This is a genomic window from Micromonospora sp. NPDC049900 (assembly GCF_044461025.1).
Taxonomy (GTDB): domain Bacteria; phylum Actinomycetota; class Actinomycetes; order Mycobacteriales; family Micromonosporaceae; genus Micromonospora.
Genome location: NZ_JBITKM010000026.1, coordinates 1 through 15,785, shown reverse-complemented (window position 1 = coordinate 15,785; position 15,785 = coordinate 1). Strand labels below are relative to the sequence as shown.

Here is a 15,785-nt window from a genome sequence, read left to right as displayed (position 1 = left end):
TATGGCAAATGTTGACACATAAACAACCTTGTCCGACATTGCTTACTTTCTGTTATTTGACTATGTCAATTCGGTAAAGATATCCCATCTGGTGAAACGTCACGTCGCCCGCCATGATCGCTCTGTAGCCTTCGCCCATGGAAATGATCATCCCTACGGCGGTCGCCGCGTTGGCGGATTTTGTCGCCGACCCGCCGAATCTCGTGGCGTCGGTGGCGGCGCTCGGCGAAACTTTGCACGTCATGTGGGTGAAGTGGGTGTCGTAATAACCTATTGTTACTGTCTAACTACTATCTGATGATGTGCCGCCTATTGCTGGGCGGCACATTGTCGTTCGGGGCCTGCTGCGCCGGTCAGCGCACGTGTTGGCCGGCGCACAACCATCCCGGCTCGACGACCTCGGCGTAGGCACCGAAGCAGGCCGCCTGGCCCAATCCGACCACGGGGACGCGATAGCCCGGGCCAGCGCGCTCAGCACGCCCCGATCAGCGGGTACCTCCGGTTGGGTCAGCCCGGGCACCACACACCGACGAGCACCCGCAGCAACGCGTCACCGAGGCGCAGTTCCTGACCCGGCTCGGGATCGCCGGGCGCGTCGAGCAGCAGGTTCGGCCGGAAACGGGCCGCGACCGCGCCGGCTCCACCGGGCCGTGCGCCCAGCGTGGACAGTGCGCCGGTGGTGACCAGGTGGACGGCACCGAAGTCGACGAAGCGTCCGCCCGGCTGCGCGCCCCGGCGAGCGCCGTGACGGTGTCCTGGCCGGGACCTGTGTCGTCCATCCGCTGCGGCACCAGGCCCGCGTCCTGCGGCAGCGTCCGGTGCAGCCTCGGGTCGGACGGCACCTCCCGGGTCAGTCGCACCGGGGGCCGAGGTGGTGGCCGAGTACCGTCTCCGCCTCGATGGTCCCGGCCCGTGCCTCGCGGTCGCCGACGCGCAGCGTCAGCGTCGGATGCTGGCGAGTCCGCTGCTCGCGGCGGCCGGACGGATGTAAGGAGGGGTCCCCTGCTATACACCAGGCGATAGCAGGGGACCCCTCCTTACACCCCCGGCGCCTCGGTAAAGCCTATCTTTTCGGTAGGTTTTAGGAGGTCAGTGAGCTGGGGGCCGTCCGGCGGTAAGGGGATCGAAAGGGCTCCTCGGCATAGTCCTGGTCGCTGCGACAACGCGCGACAAGGGGGAGACATGCGGTTCAAGGTGTTGGGTCCGTTGACCATGATGCCGGGGCGACTGCCCAGCGCGCCGAAGCAACGGCAGTTGCTCGCACTCCTGCTCCTGCACGCCAACACCGTCGTCACCATCGACGACTGTGTCGACGAGCTGTGGGGCGAGCAACCACCACACAGCGCGCACTCGACACTCCAGACGTACGTGATGAACCTGCGCCGGGTGCTGCGCCTGGAGGCGGAGCCACCGGGCGGCGGTCGCATCGTCACCCGGGAACGCGGCTACGCCCTGCACCTGGAGCCGGGCGAGCTGGACCTGGAGGACTTCCAGCGGGTGGCCGGCGACGGCAGCGAGGCGCTCGCCGCCGGTCGCCACCCGGAGGCGGCCCGGCTGCTGCGCGCCGCGTTGGAGATGTGGCGCGGACCGGCCCTGGTCGACGTGCAGGCCGGCCCGATCCTGCGGGGCCGTCTCGACGGTCTGCGTGAGGTCCACCTCGCGGTGCAGGAGGAGCGGGTCGAGGCCGACCTGCGCATCGGTCGGCACCGCGAGCTGCTGGGCGAGCTACGCACACTGGTACGTCGGCACCCCACCCACGAGAACCTCTGCGCCCAACTGGCGCTGGCGTTGTACCGCAGTGGTCGCACCACCGAGGCGCTGGCCGTGCTGCGGCACCTGCGCACCACGCTCGGCGAGCGGTTCGGGCTGGAGCCGTCACGGCGACTGCAACGCCTGGAACGGGCCGTGCTGCGCGCCGAACCGGCGCTGGACCTGCCCGCCGCGTCGTCCGCCGACCGCAGCGTGCACCACCTGCTCGTCAACTGATCCTCGTCACCGTCGCGAAGGAGGCAGCCATGCCGGTCACCGAGCCCGCCCGCACCCGACCGCCCGTCATCGACGCCCGTACGTACGCCGAGATCCTGCAGTTCTACGCCTGGCACTTCCAACTCCTCGACGAGGGACGGGCCGAGGAGTGGGCGGACCAGTTCACCGAGGACGGCGAGTTCGCCCAGAACGTCAAACCCGAACCGCGCCGGGGCCGCTCCGCGATCGCCGCGTCGATGCGCCGGGGGATGGACGGCATCGCCGAGCGCGGACTCGTCCGTCGCCACTGGTACGGCGGCGTGACCGCCGAGCCGGCGGGGGAGGACACGGTACGGACCCGCTACTACGCGACCGTGTTCGAGACCTCGCGCGGCGGTGGTGAGGCGCGGGTGTACCTCAGCACCACCGCCGAGGACGTCCTGGAACGGCGTGGCGACGGCTGGTTCGTCCGTCGTCGCCACGTCGCCCATGACGGGACCTGAGCCGGGGCGGCGGCCCGCACCGGGCCGCCGCCACCAGGCATCCGGGCTAGTAGTCCAGGCCGCCGTCGACGTGCAGCACGTGCCCGTTGACGTACGAGCTGTCCGGCGAGGCGAGGAAGAGCACCGCGCGGGCCACCTCGTCACCGGTCGCGGCCCGGCCCGAGGCCAGCGAGCCCCGCAACCGGCCCCAGAGCCGTTCGTTCGCCAGGATCTGGCGACCCATGCCCTCGTCGACGACGCCGGGGGCGACGGCGTTCACGGTGATGCCGTCGCCACTCAGCTCGGCGGCGAGCACCCGGGTCAGCGTCTCGACCGCCGCCTTCGACACGCTGTACGCGCCGGCTCCCACGACCGGCCGCCGGGCCAGCAACGAGGAGACCGTGACGACCCGCCCGGCGCCGGAGGCCCGCAGCAGCGGCGCGGCGGCCTGTACGCAGTGCAGCACGCCGGTCAGGTTGGTGGCGAGCACCTCGTCCCACTGCGACACCGGCAGGCCGACCAGCGGACCGGGTCGGCTGATCCCGGCGTTGGCGACCAGGATGTCCAGCCCGCCGTACCGGTCCTGCACGCCGGAGACCAGCGCGTCGACCGAGGCGCGGTCGGTGACGTCGACCGGGAACCGGTCACCGCTCGCCGGTGCGCCGCGCGACGCGGACACCACGGTGGCCCCGGCGTCGGTGAGCGTACGTGCGATGACCCTGCCCAGGCCGGCGGTGCCGCCGGTGACCACCGCGACTCTTCCCTTGAGGACCATGAGAACTCCCTTCCGCGTCTGCCGGACCACCGGTCCGGCCGTGTCGTGGCCGGTGCCGCGCACCGGCCGTCGCCGCCCACCGCTACACCGACGTGACGAGCGGGCCGCCGTGCAGGTGGACCATGTCCCGGACGACCGGCCGCGACGACAGGTACGCCCCGGGTGCCTCGCCGCGTTCCTCCGCGTACGCCCGGTGCAGGTTGGCGACGAGCCGCTCCGCCTCCGGCAGGTGGGCGAACGGATGGCCGGTGGCGCCCCGGGCCGCCGCCAGCGCGGGCAGCCGGTCGGCGACGCCCTGTCGGGCCAGCCCCCGCAACCAGTGCAGGTACGCCTCGGTGGCGTCGAGGACCTCCGGCCCGCTCACCTCACCGTGCCCGGACACCACCACGCGCGGCCGGAGCGCCCGGATCCTTGCCAGCGCGTCCAGCGAACCGGTCACCGACCCCATCAGCACGAAGGGCGTGCGTCCGGAGAAGACGACGTCCCCGGCGAACAGGACCCGCCGTTGCGGCAGCCACACCACCACGTCGTTGGTGGTGTGCGCGGGACCCAGGTGCATCAGCTCGACGCGTACCCCGCCCGGGTCCAGCGTGAGCTGCTCGCGCAGCGTGACGCCGGGCAGCCGCAGCCGGATCCCGGACCAGTCCACGTCGGGCCACAGCTCGCGCATGGCCAGCCCGGTCCGCGCCATCTCGGCGCGTGCCTGCTCGTGCGCCACGATCTCGGCGTCGGCCGGGAAGACGCAGTTGCCGAAGACGTGGTCACCGTGGTGGTGGGTGTTCACCACCACCTGCGCACGGCCCGGCGCGACCCGGCGTACCTGCGCGAGCAACGCCTCGGCCCGGTCCCGGGTGGCGGCGGTGTCCACCACCACGACGCGGTCGGTGCCGACGACGATGCCCGCGTTGCCGACACACCAGCCGCCCGGCCGCTGGACGTACGCGTACACGTCCGGTGCCACCGGCACCAGCGTGGCCTCTGGCCTGGCCGTCATCTCACCCCCGGTTCCACGGCGGGGTCACCGCCCCCAGTGAGCCCAACCGGGCTCGGTTCCGGCTGGAGCCGCCGTCTCGACCGGGAGGCCCGGCGATGACCATCGACGTCCTGGGTGGCCTGCGGGTCGGTGGCCCCGGCGGGGACGCCGGCCCCACCGCGCCCAAGCAACGTCAGTTGCTCGGTCTGCTGGTGCTGCGGGCCGACGAGGTGGTGCCGGCCGCCACCTGCATGCGGGAGCTGTGGCACGACCATCCGCCGCGCAGCGCGGCGACCACCCTCCAGACGTACGTCATGCACCTGCGCCGGGTCCTGGTTGACGCGGACGTGCCGGCGCGGGTGGTCACCTGTGAGCGCGGCTACCGGCTGCGGGTCGACCCGCTCGACACCGACCTCGGTGTGGTCCGCGCGCGGGTGCGGGAGGGCGAGGAACGGGCCGCGGCCGGCGACCCGACCCGGGCCGCCCGGTCGTGGCGGCAGGCGCTCGCGCTGTGGCGCGGCGCGGTGCTGGCCGACGTCCGCACCGGCCCCGTCGCCCAGCAGATCGCCGGTCACCTCGACCAGTGGCGGCTGTTGCTGGTCGAGCGGTACCTGGAGGCGGAGCTGCGCTGCGGCCGACACCGGCAGGTGGTGCCCACGGCCACCGCCCTGGCCGGCCGCCATCCGCTCAGCGAGCCGATCCACGCGAGCCTGATCACCGCGTTGCACCGCAGCGGTCGGCAGGCCGACGCGATTCGGGTCTACGAACGACTCGCCGCCGCGCTTGGCCGCGACCTCGGTGTCCCACCCTCGGAGCCGCTGCGGCGACTCCACCAGGCCGTCCGCACCGGCGCGGCATGGCTCGAACCGCCGCCGCCCGCCGCGCCGGTGCTCAGCCTGGACGCGCTCGCCGCGCTCGACGCCGGGCGGCGGCCCTTCCTCGTTCCCACGCCACCCGCTGGCACATCCTGATCGGAGGCGGCCCCGTGCCGATACCCGTGCAGCGTGACCCCGAACTGACCCGTACCCGGCTCGCGCAGTGGCTGCGGGACACCCTGCCCGCCCGCGACGTGGTGGTGGGGCCGGTGACCGTGCCACCCACCGCCGGCTTCTCCGCCGAGATCCTGCTCTGCGACGCCAGGTGGCGTGAGCACGGCCGGGAGCGCACCGTGCCGCTCGCGGTACGGGTCGCACCGACCGGGCATCGCATCTTCCCCGACCTGCGGTGGCGGGAACAGGTCGCCGTGCAGGTGGCGCTCGCCGACACGGCCGTGCCGGTGGCGCCGGTGCTCGGCCACGAACCCGACCCGCAGCCGCTGGGCGCGCCGTTCGTGGTGATGGCCCGCGTCGTCGGCGACGTGCCGGCGGACCTGCCGTCGTACCACCGGCAGGGCTGGCTCGCCGACGCGACGCCCGCGCGGCAGCGGGCGGTGTGGTGGCGGGCGCTCGCCGCGATGAGCCGCCTGCACCGCCTCGACCCGGCGACCCTGCCGGTCACCGCCGCACCCACCGGTGACCTGGAGTTCTACGCCGGACACCTGGACCACTTCGGTGCCGACGGCAACCCGGCCGTCGCGGCGGCGTTGGCGTGGCTGCGCGCCCACCGGCCACCGGCACCGACCGCGCCCGCACCGCTGTGGGGCGACGCCCGACTGGGCAACATCGTGTTCGCCGGGGACCGGCCCGCCGCCCTGCTCGACTGGGAGATGGCCGACGTCGGCCGCCCCGAGAGCGACCTGGCCTGGTTCCTGCACATGGACCGCTTCCTGAGCGCCGGCATCGGCGCCGCGCGCCTGCCCGGCCTGCCGACCCGCGCCGAGACGGTGGCGTACTACGCCCGGCTGCTCGGCCGCCCGCTGGAACACCTGGCGTACCACGAGGTCGATGCGGCGTTCCGGTTCTGCGTCGTCACCGCCCGGGTGGTGCGGCTGCTGGAGGCAGGCGGCGTCGTGCCGCCGGGGTCGGACTTCCCGCTGCACCGCAACGCGACCACCCTGCTGCGCCGTCGCCTCGCGGAGGTCGGTGTCGATCTCTCCAGCGCCGGTGTACCTGGCCTCTAGCGAGGACCGCCAGTGTCGGCGGAGCGCGGGCCGGCCGCGCAGCACGGCGGGTGGGAGGGGTACGCATGGCGGTCGACGCGTCCACGTTCCGGGCGCTGTTCGGCACGGTACCCGGCGTCGTGGCGGTGGTGACCACCCTGGACGGCGACGAACCGGCCGGACTGACCACCAGCGCGGTGTGCGAGGTGTCGCTGGACCCGCCGCTGCTGCTGGTCTGCCTGGACGAACGGTCCCGCACCCTGCCCCGGATCCTGCGCAGCGGCGCCTTCACGGTCAACTACCTCGCCGGGCACCGGCGCGATCTCGCCGCCCGCTTCGCCGGCAGCGGCGTGGACAAGTTCACCGACGTGCCCTGGACGGGTTCGCCGGGGGCCCGGGGCGCACCACGGCTCGACGACGCGTCCGCCGCCCACGCCGAGTGCACGGTGCGGCACGCGGTGCCGCTCGGCGACCACACCGTGGTCGTCGGCCTGGTCGAGGCGGTCACGGTGACCGGGCACGCCCCACTGCTGTACCGGCGCGGGACGTACCGCGCCTGGTCCGACGCCGCCACGGTCGCACCGGTCGTGGCCCGTCCGAACCCGAGGGAGCTGGCATGAAGTTCGGCATCAACCTGTTCCCGACCGTCGGCCCGCAGGACAAACCGGCCGGGCAGTACTTCTCCGAGAGCCTGCGGCTGGCGGAGCTGGCCGACGAGTTGGGCTTCCACCACGTCAAGACCGTCGAGCACTACTTCTCCCCGTACGGCGGCTACAGCCCGGACCCGGTCACCTTCCTCGCCGCCGCGGCCGCCCGGACCCAGCGCATACGCCTGGTCACCGGCGCGGTGCTGCCCGCCTTCACCCACCCGGTCAAGCTCGCCGGCAAGCTCGCGATGCTCGACGGCATCTCCGGTGGTCGGCTCGACGTCGGCTTCGGCCGGGCGTTCCTGCCCGACGAGTTCCACGCGTTCGGGATACCGCTGGACGAGAGCCGGGCCCGCTTCGACGAGGGGGTGGCCGCCTGCACGCTGCTGTGGACCACCGAGAACGCGGTGTGGGAGGGCAGTTTCCACCGGTTCGGCCCGGTCACCCTGCTGCCCCGGCCGGTGCAACAGCCGCACCCCCGGATCCTGGTGGCCACCGCCAAGTCACCGGAGTCGGCCGAGGCCGCCGGCCGCAACGGCCACGGCGTGATGCTGGTGCCCTCGATCAACTCGCGGGAGCAGGTGCAGGACGTGCTGGCGCTGTACCGCAAGGCCGCGGTGGCGAACGGCTTCACCCCGACCGACGAGGACGTCCACATGAGCTACAACGCGTTCCTGGCCGAGGATCCCGACGAGGCGCGCAGGCTCGGGCGCGGCTACTCCGAGCAGTCCCACCGGACGCTCGCCGACGCGGTGTCGGCCTGGGCGCACACCCGCAGCACCGACTACCCGGGTTACGAGAAGATCGTGGAGCGGGTCGGCAAGGGCGACTTCGACCGGCAGGTCGCCGCCGGCAAGGCCCTCGTCGGCTCACCGGAGCAGGTGATCGCGGCGGTGGAGAACATCCGCGAGTGGTTCGGCGACGTGACGCTGAGCCTCCAGGTGGTGTCCGGCAACGTCCCGTACGAGCAGGCCGCCCGCTCCCTGCGGTTGTTCGCCTCGCACGTGCTGCCCCGGTTCTGACGGCACCGGTGACCACCCGCACGGTCGTACCGACCGACACCTACCTCACCGCCCCGCCCGCCCCACCGGCGTACCGGCGCAGCCGCCGGGTGGCCGCACTGGCCGGCCTGGTGGTGCTGCTGCTCGTGTTGCAGAACCTGGCGCGCAATCCCGCACTCCAGTGGGACGTGGTGGCGCAGTACCTCACCGCCGACGTCATCCTCGACGGGCTCCGGATCACTCTCCTGCTCACCGCGATCGCCCTGGTCGGCGGCTTCGCCCTGGGTACGCTGCTGGCGGTCATGCGGCTCTCCGGCAGCCTGCTGCTGCAGTCGGTGAGTTGGGGGTACACCTGGCTGTTCCGGTCCGTGCCGATCCTGGTGCAGCTCCTGTTCTGGTACAACATCTCGCTGCTCTACCCCCGCATCACCGTCGAGGTGCCGTTCGGTCCGACCCTGCTGGACGTGCAGACCCGAGGTCTGATCAACGGCTTCCTCGCCGCGGTCATCGGGCTGACGCTGCACGAGGCGGCGCACGCCAGCGAGATCGTGCGCGCCGGCCTGCTGTCGGTGGACAAGTCGCAGACCGAGGCGGCCCAGGCGCTGGGGCTGTCGCGGACCCGGACGTTGTGGCGCATCGTGCTGCCACCGGCGATGCGCGCCATCGTGCCGCCCTCGGCGAACCAGGCCGCCGCGCTGCTCAAGGGCACCTCGGTGGTGAGCGTGATCGCCGGACAGGATCTGCTCTTCTCGGTCCAACTGATCTACAACCGCAACTACCTGGTGATCCCGCTGCTGCTGGTGGCGACGCTGTGGTATCTGCTGTTCACCACCATCCTCAGCGGACTCCAGTACCTCCTCGAACGCTACTTCGGACGCGGCAGCGGCCGGAACGGCCTGCCCCTGCGCGCCCGCCTGCGGGCCCTCGCCGAGGGAGCGGAACGGTGAGCACCACGATGCACGACGACGACCCGCTCCGGCCGATGGTGCAGCTCGTCGGCGTCCGCAAGGCGTTCGGCGCCACCACCGTGCTCGACGGGGTGGACCTCACCGTCGACCGGGGGACCGTCACCTGCGTCGTCGGCCCGTCCGGCTCGGGCAAGAGCACCCTGCTGCGCTGCGTCAACCGTCTGGAACGCGCCGACGCCGGCATGGTCCTGGTCGACGGCCGACCGGTCGGCCAGGTGCTGCGGCGCGGCCGACTGGTCGAGGCGTCGCCACGGCTGCTGGCCCGGCACCGCACCGAGGTCGGGATGGTGTTCCAGGCGCTGAACCTGTTCCCGCACCTGACCGTCGTCCAGAACCTCGTGGAGGCACCCATCGCGGTGCAGCGGCTGCCCCGCGACGCGGCCCTCGCCCGCGCCCGCGAGCTGCTGGACCGGGTCGGCCTGGCGCACAAGGAACGCTCCTACCCGCGCGAGCTGTCCGGCGGCGAGCAGCAGCGCGTCGCCATCGCCCGGGCCCTGGCGCTGCGTCCCAAGGTGATGCTCTTCGACGAGCCGACCAGCGCGCTGGATCCGGAACTCATCGGCGAGGTGCTCTCGGTGGTCCGCGACCTCGCGTCGGGCGGCATGACGATGCTGATCGTCACCCACGAGCTGCGCTTCGCCGCCGAGGTCGCCGACGAGATCGTCTTCATGGACCGCGGTCGCATCGTCGAGCAGGGGCCACCCGCCACGATGCTCGACCGCCCTCGCGAGGAGCGCACCGCGCGGTTCTTCGCCACCATCCTCAACCGTTGAAGGAGACAATGTGTATTCGTCGCGTCACACCCGCTGGATGGTCGCCGTGACGGCGACCGCCGTGCTCGGCCTGCTGACCGGATGCGTCCACGCCGCGCCGGCCCCCACCGGTGGGGAGGCGCCCGCCGACCTCGGCGCCCAGGACGTGGTGTCGCAGGTGCAGGCCGCACCGGACATCGCGGCGCTGCTGCCGGCCGAGATCCGCGAGCGCGGTCGGTTGACCGTCGGCTCGGCGGTGGGTACCCCGCCGATCGCCTTCCACCCTCAGGACGGTGGCCCGCCGCGCGGCGTCGACATCGACATCGCCGACGCCGCCGCCCGGGTCCTCGGCCTGACCGTCAGCCGCGAGCAGGTCAGCGGCGCGTCGCTGCTGACCGGGCTGACCGCCGGCCGGTTCGACGTCGGCACCGCCAACTTCGCGGTCACCGAGGAACGCAAGAAGGTGCTGGACTTCACCGTCTACCTCACCGACGGCACCGGTTTCATGGTCCGCGACGACAGCTCGTTGCGCGAGGTCACCGACGTGTCGCAGCTCTGCGGGCTGACCATCGGCACCGGCGTGGGCAGCACCTTCGAGCAGGACCTGCGCCAGCGGGAGCGGGTGTGCGTCGACGCCGGCAAGCCGTACAAGATCAGCACCTACAGCGACGCCGCTGCGCACTTCCTGGCCCTGCGGGAGGGACACGTCGACATCCTGGTCAGCACCTCCAGCGTGCTGCGCTACGCCGCGAGCCAGCAGCCCGGGCTGCGCTTCGTCGGCGAACTCGGCCGCCGTGACGTCGGCCTGGCCACCAGCAAGGGCGCCGGTCTCGCCGAACCGCTGCGGGCCGCGGTGGACCGGCTGATCGCCGACGGTACGTACCGCCGGATCCTGACCAAGTGGCACCTGGAGGCCAGCGGGGTCGAACGGTCCACGGTGAACCCGGCGGCGGCCTGAGGCGTAGCGCCGCTCACCCCGCCCACCCGGGCACCTCGTCGATCTCCAGCACCGCACAGGTCCACGTGTATCCCGCTCCGACCCCGGCGAGCAGCACCCGCTCGCCGGGGCGCAGCGTTCCACTCTCCACCAGGTGCGCGAGCCCGCTGAACTGGTCGCCGGCCCCCAGGTGCCCGACCGTGCTGGCCCAGGCCCAGGTGGTGACGGCCCGATCCAACTGCCACGGTCGCAGGTACGAGGAGGTGAGCCGCCGCAACCCGAAGTGCGGCAACACGAACCGGTCCACGTCGGCGAAGGTCAGCCCCGCCTCGGCGAGCGCCCGGTCCACCGCCTCCGACTGGCCGGCCACCACCCGACTGATGCTGTACGACACCCCGGTCCGGGCGACGAACGCCTTCTTGACCGCGTCCAGGTCCACCGGCTGCCGCTGGGCCAGCGGCGCCGCGCCGAACGGGTCGTCGCCCCGGTGCAGACCCTCCAGGTCCGACTCGGAGACCGTCACCAGACTCAGCAGGCGCGCGAACCCGGCGTGTCGGGAGAGCACCAGCGCCGTACCGGCGTCGCCGTAGACCGTGCCGGGATCGCTGTTCCACCTGTCGAAGCCCGGTGGGCAGAAGCGGTCCCCGGTGGTGAGCAGCGCCGCAGCCCGTCGCGGCGCGGCGGTGAGGTACGCCGCCGCGAGATCGAGGGCGGCGAGTCCACCGTTGGAGAGCTGCCGCACCTCCAGCGCCGGACAGCGGTTGCCGAGCACCATCCGCTGGATGTACGACGCCGGCGCCCACACGTCGTGTCCCTGGTGGTAGACGGTGGCGTGCAGCAGCAGCGCCACCTCGTCCGGGGTGTGCCCGGAGCGTTTGACGGCCAGCTCGGCGGCGCGTACCGCCAGCTCCGGCCCGGACTCATCGCTCGACACGCTCACCGCGTCGAGGCCGGTCTGCGTCGCGAGCCGCTGACTGCACCGGCCGTCGGCTACCGCGTCGCGCACCCGCGTCCGCCCCGGCACGTACGCGGCCACGCCGGCCACCCGAACACCGTCGAATCGCATCTGTCTGCCGCTCCCTCGGATCGCCGGATTCGCGACGGGCTCCGGGCGTCCACCGCCGCCGGAACGTCGCTCGTGGCGTCGGTCCGGCGGCGGATCGCCGGCCGGTCGTGGGGCGGGCGATGGCGCGGAGCGCCGGGGTTCGCCTCGGCACCGCCGTCGCGTACCGCCACGGTCGCGCGCCGTGCTCGGCCGGGACTCGAGAACCCGTCGAGCGGGTACGGCTTCAGTCGCCCTCAAGGGGCAGGTGCGACGGTCGGGGCATGTCTGCACCCACGACCCGACGCGTGGCCCTGCTCTTCCCCGGGCAGGGCGCCCAACGATCCGGCATGGCGGTGGGCCTCTACCACGGACACCCGGGCTTCCGCCGCCACGTCGACGAGGTGTTCGCGCTCTGGGGCCCGGAGGGTGACGCGATCCGCGCCGACTGGCTCGCCGCGCGCCCGGCCGTACCCCTGGACGACCTGCGCCGCGCGCAGCCGCTGTTGTTCGCGATCGGCTGGGGGCTCGGGCGGACACTGCTCGACGACGGCCCGGAGCCGGTGGCCCTGCTCGGCCACAGCGTCGGCGAGGTGGTGGCGGCGACCCTCGCCGACGTGCTGAGCCTGTCCGACGCGGTACGCGTGCTCCGCGACCGGCTCGGGCACCTCGCCGACGCCCCGCCCGGCGGCATGCTCGCCGTGGCGGCCACCCCCGAGCAGGTGCGGCCGTACCTCGGTGACGGGGTGGTCGTCGGCGCGGTCAACGGGCCGGGACAACTGCTGCTCGCCGGCCCGGAGGCACCCCTGACCGATGTCGAGCAGCGGCTGCGCGCCGCCGCCGTGACCTGCCGTCGGGCCCGGTCGACCACCGCGTTCCACAGCCCCGCACTGGCCGTCGCCGCCGCGCGTGCCGAGCCACTGCTGCGCACCCTGCCGCTGCGTCCGCCGCGCCTGCCGCTGTTCTCCTGCTACACCGGCCGCCGGATGACCGCCGAGGTGGCCACCGACCCGGCCTACTGGGCCGCCCAACCGGCCGCACCGGTCCGGTTCGGCGCGGCGCTGGACGCCCTGCTGGCCACGGAGCCGCAGGTGCTCGTGGAGGCCGGTGCGCCGCACGGACTGACCGCGCTGGCCCGTCGGCACCCGGCGGTGCGGCAGGGCCGCTGCACGGCGCTGGCGGTGCTCCCGACGCACGCCGGCAGCCGCGACGCGGACCTGGTCGCCGTCGCCACGGCCCGGACCGCCGTGGACGGCGTCCGTTTCCAGGAGGGCTCGACCGTCGCTTGAGCACCCGCTGCGACCGTCGGACCATGAGCCGTCGCGTGGTCGTCACCGGACTCGGGGCCGTCGCCCCGGGTGGTAGCAACGTCAAGCAGTTCTGGGACCTGCTCTCCTCAGGCCGCACCGCAACCCGGGGCATCACCGCCTTCGACCCGTCGCCCTACCGCTCCCGGATCGCCGCCGAGTGCGACTTCGACCCGGTCGAGGCCGGGCTCAGTCCACAGGAGGCCCGGCGGATGGACCGGGCCACCCAGTTCGCCGTGGTCGCCGCCCGGGAGGCGGTCGCGGACAGCGGCCTCGACCTGCCGGGCGAGGAGGGTCACCGGGTCGCGGTGTCGCTGGGCTGCGCGGTCGGCTGCACCACCAGCATGGAGCGGGAGTACGTCGTGCTCAGCGACGGCGGCCGGTCCTGGCTGGTCGACCCGACGTACGCGGTACCGCAGCTCTACGACTGGTTCGTGCCCAGCGCGGTGGCCGCGGAGGTGGCACACGTCGTCGGCGCGCAGGGCCCGGTCGCCCTGGTCTCCGACGGCTGCACCTCCGGCCTCGACGCGGTCGGGCACGGCGCCGAACTGATCCGCGAGGGCAGCGCCGACGTGGTGGTCACCGGCGGTACCGACGCGCCGATCTCACCGATCACCCTGGCCTGCTTCGACGCGATCAAGGCCACCAGCCCGCGCAACGACGATCCGGAGCACGCGTCGCGCCCCTTCGACTCGACCCGCAACGGCCTGGTGCTCGGCGAAGGGGCCGGGGTGCTGGTCCTGGAGGAACTGGAGCACGCCCGCCGCCGAGGCGCCCCGGTGTACGCCGAGGTCGCCGGCTTCGGCAGCCGCTGCAACGGCTACCACATGACCGGGCTGCGCGCCGACGGCGTGGAGATGGCCGAGGCGATCCGGGTGGCGCTGGCCGAGGCGCACCTGGCACCCGAGCAGGTCGACTACGTCAACGCCCACGGGTCCAGCACCAAGCAGAACGACCGGCACGAGACGGCGGCCTTCAAACGCAGCCTCGGCGAGCACGCCTACCGCGTGCCGGTCAGCTCGATCAAGTCCATGATCGGGCACTCGCTCGGCGCGATCGGTGCGCTGGAGCTGGTGGCCTGCGCCCTGGCGATGGAGCACCACCTGGTGCCGCCCACGGCCAACCTGCACGTACCCGACCCCGAGTGCGACCTCGACTACGTGCCGAACGTCGCCCGCGAACACCGCACCGACACGGTGTTGAGCGTCGGCAGTGGATTCGGCGGCTTCCAGAGCGCGGTGGTGCTGGCCCGGCCCGATCGGCGGGCGGCGTGAGCGCCCCGGTCGTGACCGGACTCGGCGTGGCCGCGCCCACCGGTCTCGACGTGGAGGCGTACTGGCAGGCCACCGTGCAGGGGCGCAGCGGCATCCGGTCGATCACCCGCTTCGACGCCACCGGCTACCCGCTGCGGGTCGCCGGTGAGGTGCCCGACTTCGTCGCCGAGGAGCACCTGCCGGGACGGCTGCTACCCCAGACCGACCGGATGACCCGACTCAGCCTGTACGCGGCCGAGCAGGCCCTGAGCGACGCCGGGGTGCCGGCGGTCGAGGGCGTCCGGTACGACGTCGGCGTGGCCACCGCCTCCTCGATGGGCGGCTTCGAGTTCGGGCAGCGGGAACTGGAGAACCTCTGGAGCAAGGGCGGCAGCCACGTCAGCGCCTACCAGTCCTTCGCCTGGTTCTACGCGGTCAACTCGGGACAGATCTCGATCCGGCACAACCTGCGCGGCCCGGGAGCCGCCCTGGTGACCGACCACGCGGGCGGGCTCGACGCGATCGGGCACGCGCGACGGCAGATCCGTCGGGGCACTCCGGTGGTGCTCACCGGCGGCGTCGACGGCGCACTGTGCCCGCTCGGCCTCGCCGGTTGGCTCAGCACCGGCGGGTTCAGCAGCCGTACCGACCCGCGACGGGCGTACCTGCCGTTCGACTCGGACGCCGACGGTGCCGTGCCCGGCGAGGGGGGCGCACACCTGGTGCTGGAGGACGCGGACTCCGCGCGGGCCCGGGGTGCCCGGGTCTACGGCGAACTGGCCGGCTACGTCGCGACGTTCGACCCGGCCGGTGTGCCCGCGACCGGGCTGCGCCGCGCGATCACCGGCGCGTTGCGCGACGCCGGCATCACCCCCGACGACGTGGACCTGGTCTTCGCCGACGGCGCCGGGGACCGCGCGGCCGACCGGACCGAGGCGACCGACCTGGCGGAGGTGTTCGGGCCACGGCGGGTGCCGGTCACCGCGCCCAAGAGCACGGTCGGCCGGCTCCAGGCCGGCGCCGCCGCTCTGGACCTCGCCACCGCGCTGCTCGCCATCCGCGACGGCGTCGCGCCGCACACCGTCGGCGTCGACGCCCCCGCTCCCGACTGCCCGATCGACCTGGTCACCGGCGAGCCCCGGTCGCTGCCACTGCACCACGTGCTGGTGGTGGCCCGGGGCCGGGGCGGCTTCAACGCCGCCGCCGTGCTCCGCCGCGTCGCCTCGTGACCCGGACCGACCCGACCCGAAAGGACGATCATGACCGCCGACCAGCCGCTCCACCTCGACGATCTGCGCCGCATCCTGCGCGCGTCGGCCGGCGAGGACGATTCCGTCGACCTGGACCGCGAGATCCTGGACACCCCCTTCGTCGACCTGGGTTTCGACTCGCTCGCCCTGCTGGAGACCGTCTCCCGGATCTCCCGCGAGTACGCCGTGACGCTGCCGGACGAGGTGGTCGAGAGCTGCGACACGCCACGATCGCTGCTGGACTACGTCAACCGGGTCTGAGCAGCGGGGGGGGGGGGGGGGGGGGCGCGGCCGGGGGGGGGGCCCCCCCCCCCCGCCCCGCGGGGGGTGTTTCCCCAGCGGCACCCCCCCAGCCCCTGCGCCCCCCCCCTCGGCGGGATGCCCGCCCCCACGCA

At 73.3% G+C, this 15,785-nt stretch carries 17 protein-coding genes; 14 read left to right on the top strand and 3 right to left on the bottom strand.

What is annotated here, in order from left to right; genetic code table 11:
* The first annotated feature begins 137 nt into the window (after positions 1-137).
* The 3 genes from ACIBMZ_RS29450 (at position 138) to ACIBMZ_RS29440 (ending at position 2,468) form a co-directional block, all read left to right on the top strand.
* On the top strand, positions 138-266 hold the full coding sequence (locus ACIBMZ_RS29450; protein WP_396699399.1) for a hypothetical protein: 129 nt from the start codon (positions 138-140) through the stop codon (positions 264-266).
* Positions 267-1,182: 916 nt separating this feature from the next.
* Complete coding sequence (locus tag ACIBMZ_RS29445) at positions 1,183-1,986, top strand: BTAD domain-containing putative transcriptional regulator (RefSeq protein ID WP_396699397.1); 804 nt, start codon at positions 1,183-1,185, stop codon at positions 1,984-1,986.
* 29 nt (positions 1,987-2,015) lie between these two features.
* Complete coding sequence (locus ACIBMZ_RS29440; protein WP_396699395.1) at positions 2,016-2,468, top strand: nuclear transport factor 2 family protein; 453 nt, start codon at positions 2,016-2,018, stop codon at positions 2,466-2,468.
* 46 nt (positions 2,469-2,514) lie between these two features.
* Here ACIBMZ_RS29440 and ACIBMZ_RS29435 read toward each other — a convergent pair whose 3' ends face one another.
* Together ACIBMZ_RS29435 and ACIBMZ_RS29430 are read right to left on the bottom strand one after the other, a co-directional pair.
* On the bottom strand, positions 2,515-3,222 hold the full coding sequence (locus ACIBMZ_RS29435; protein ID WP_396699393.1) for an SDR family NAD(P)-dependent oxidoreductase: 708 nt from the start codon (positions 3,220-3,222) through the stop codon (positions 2,515-2,517).
* Between the two features lie 82 nt (positions 3,223-3,304).
* Positions 3,305-4,216 (bottom strand): MBL fold metallo-hydrolase, encoded by a 912-nt coding sequence (locus ACIBMZ_RS29430; protein ID WP_396699392.1) that lies wholly within the window; start codon positions 4,214-4,216, stop codon positions 3,305-3,307.
* A 95-nt stretch (positions 4,217-4,311) separates the two neighbouring features.
* Between ACIBMZ_RS29430 and ACIBMZ_RS29425 the strand changes: the two genes are divergently transcribed.
* The 7 genes from ACIBMZ_RS29425 to ACIBMZ_RS29395 all read left to right on the top strand — a co-directional run bounded on the left by ACIBMZ_RS29425 (position 4,312) and on the right by ACIBMZ_RS29395 (position 10,559).
* Positions 4,312-5,166, top strand: a complete 855-nt coding sequence (locus ACIBMZ_RS29425) for a BTAD domain-containing putative transcriptional regulator (protein WP_396699390.1) — start codon at positions 4,312-4,314, stop codon at positions 5,164-5,166.
* Between the two features lie 14 nt (positions 5,167-5,180).
* A complete protein-coding gene (locus ACIBMZ_RS29420; RefSeq protein ID WP_396699388.1) occupies positions 5,181-6,254 on the top strand; it encodes a phosphotransferase family protein in 1,074 nt (357 codons plus the stop codon).
* Positions 6,255-6,319: 65 nt separating this feature from the next.
* A complete protein-coding gene (locus ACIBMZ_RS29415) occupies positions 6,320-6,853 on the top strand; it encodes a flavin reductase family protein (RefSeq protein ID WP_396699386.1) in 534 nt (177 codons plus the stop codon).
* Positions 6,850-7,902, top strand: a complete 1,053-nt coding sequence (locus ACIBMZ_RS29410; RefSeq protein ID WP_396699384.1) for an LLM class flavin-dependent oxidoreductase — start codon at positions 6,850-6,852, stop codon at positions 7,900-7,902. Before ACIBMZ_RS29415 ends, ACIBMZ_RS29410 begins: the two co-directional genes overlap by 4 nt.
* An 8-nt stretch (positions 7,903-7,910) precedes the next feature.
* Positions 7,911-8,828, top strand: a complete 918-nt coding sequence (locus ACIBMZ_RS29405; protein WP_396699382.1) for an amino acid ABC transporter permease — start codon at positions 7,911-7,913, stop codon at positions 8,826-8,828.
* A gap of 8 nt (positions 8,829-8,836) precedes the next feature.
* Positions 8,837-9,622 (top strand): amino acid ABC transporter ATP-binding protein, encoded by a 786-nt coding sequence (locus tag ACIBMZ_RS29400; RefSeq protein WP_396699459.1) that lies wholly within the window; start codon positions 8,837-8,839, stop codon positions 9,620-9,622.
* A 10-nt stretch (positions 9,623-9,632) separates the two neighbouring features.
* Positions 9,633-10,559 carry an ABC transporter substrate-binding protein gene (locus ACIBMZ_RS29395; RefSeq protein WP_396699380.1) on the top strand — a complete coding sequence of 309 codons (927 nt, stop codon included), beginning with the start codon at positions 9,633-9,635 and terminating at the stop codon, positions 10,557-10,559.
* A gap of 13 nt (positions 10,560-10,572) precedes the next feature.
* Here ACIBMZ_RS29395 and ACIBMZ_RS29390 read toward each other — a convergent pair whose 3' ends face one another.
* A complete protein-coding gene (locus ACIBMZ_RS29390) occupies positions 10,573-11,604 on the bottom strand; it encodes a ketoacyl-ACP synthase III family protein (protein ID WP_396699378.1) in 1,032 nt (343 codons plus the stop codon).
* Between the two features lie 260 nt (positions 11,605-11,864).
* Between ACIBMZ_RS29390 and ACIBMZ_RS29385 the strand changes: the two genes are divergently transcribed.
* The 4 genes from ACIBMZ_RS29385 to ACIBMZ_RS29370 are packed head-to-tail and all read left to right on the top strand — an operon-like array spanning position 11,865 to position 15,651.
* Positions 11,865-12,869, top strand: a complete 1,005-nt coding sequence (locus ACIBMZ_RS29385; protein WP_396699376.1) for an acyltransferase domain-containing protein — start codon at positions 11,865-11,867, stop codon at positions 12,867-12,869.
* A gap of 23 nt (positions 12,870-12,892) precedes the next feature.
* Positions 12,893-14,161: a beta-ketoacyl-[acyl-carrier-protein] synthase family protein gene (locus tag ACIBMZ_RS29380; protein ID WP_396699374.1), complete on the top strand. Its 1,269-nt coding sequence runs from the start codon at positions 12,893-12,895 to the stop codon at positions 14,159-14,161.
* Positions 14,158-15,369 (top strand): ketosynthase chain-length factor, encoded by a 1,212-nt coding sequence (locus ACIBMZ_RS29375; RefSeq protein WP_396699372.1) that lies wholly within the window; start codon positions 14,158-14,160, stop codon positions 15,367-15,369. Before ACIBMZ_RS29380 ends, ACIBMZ_RS29375 begins: the two co-directional genes overlap by 4 nt.
* A 30-nt stretch (positions 15,370-15,399) precedes the next feature.
* Positions 15,400-15,651, top strand: coding sequence for an acyl carrier protein (locus ACIBMZ_RS29370; RefSeq protein WP_396699370.1), 252 nt, complete (start codon positions 15,400-15,402; stop codon positions 15,649-15,651).
* Positions 15,652-15,785 lie beyond the last annotated feature (134 nt).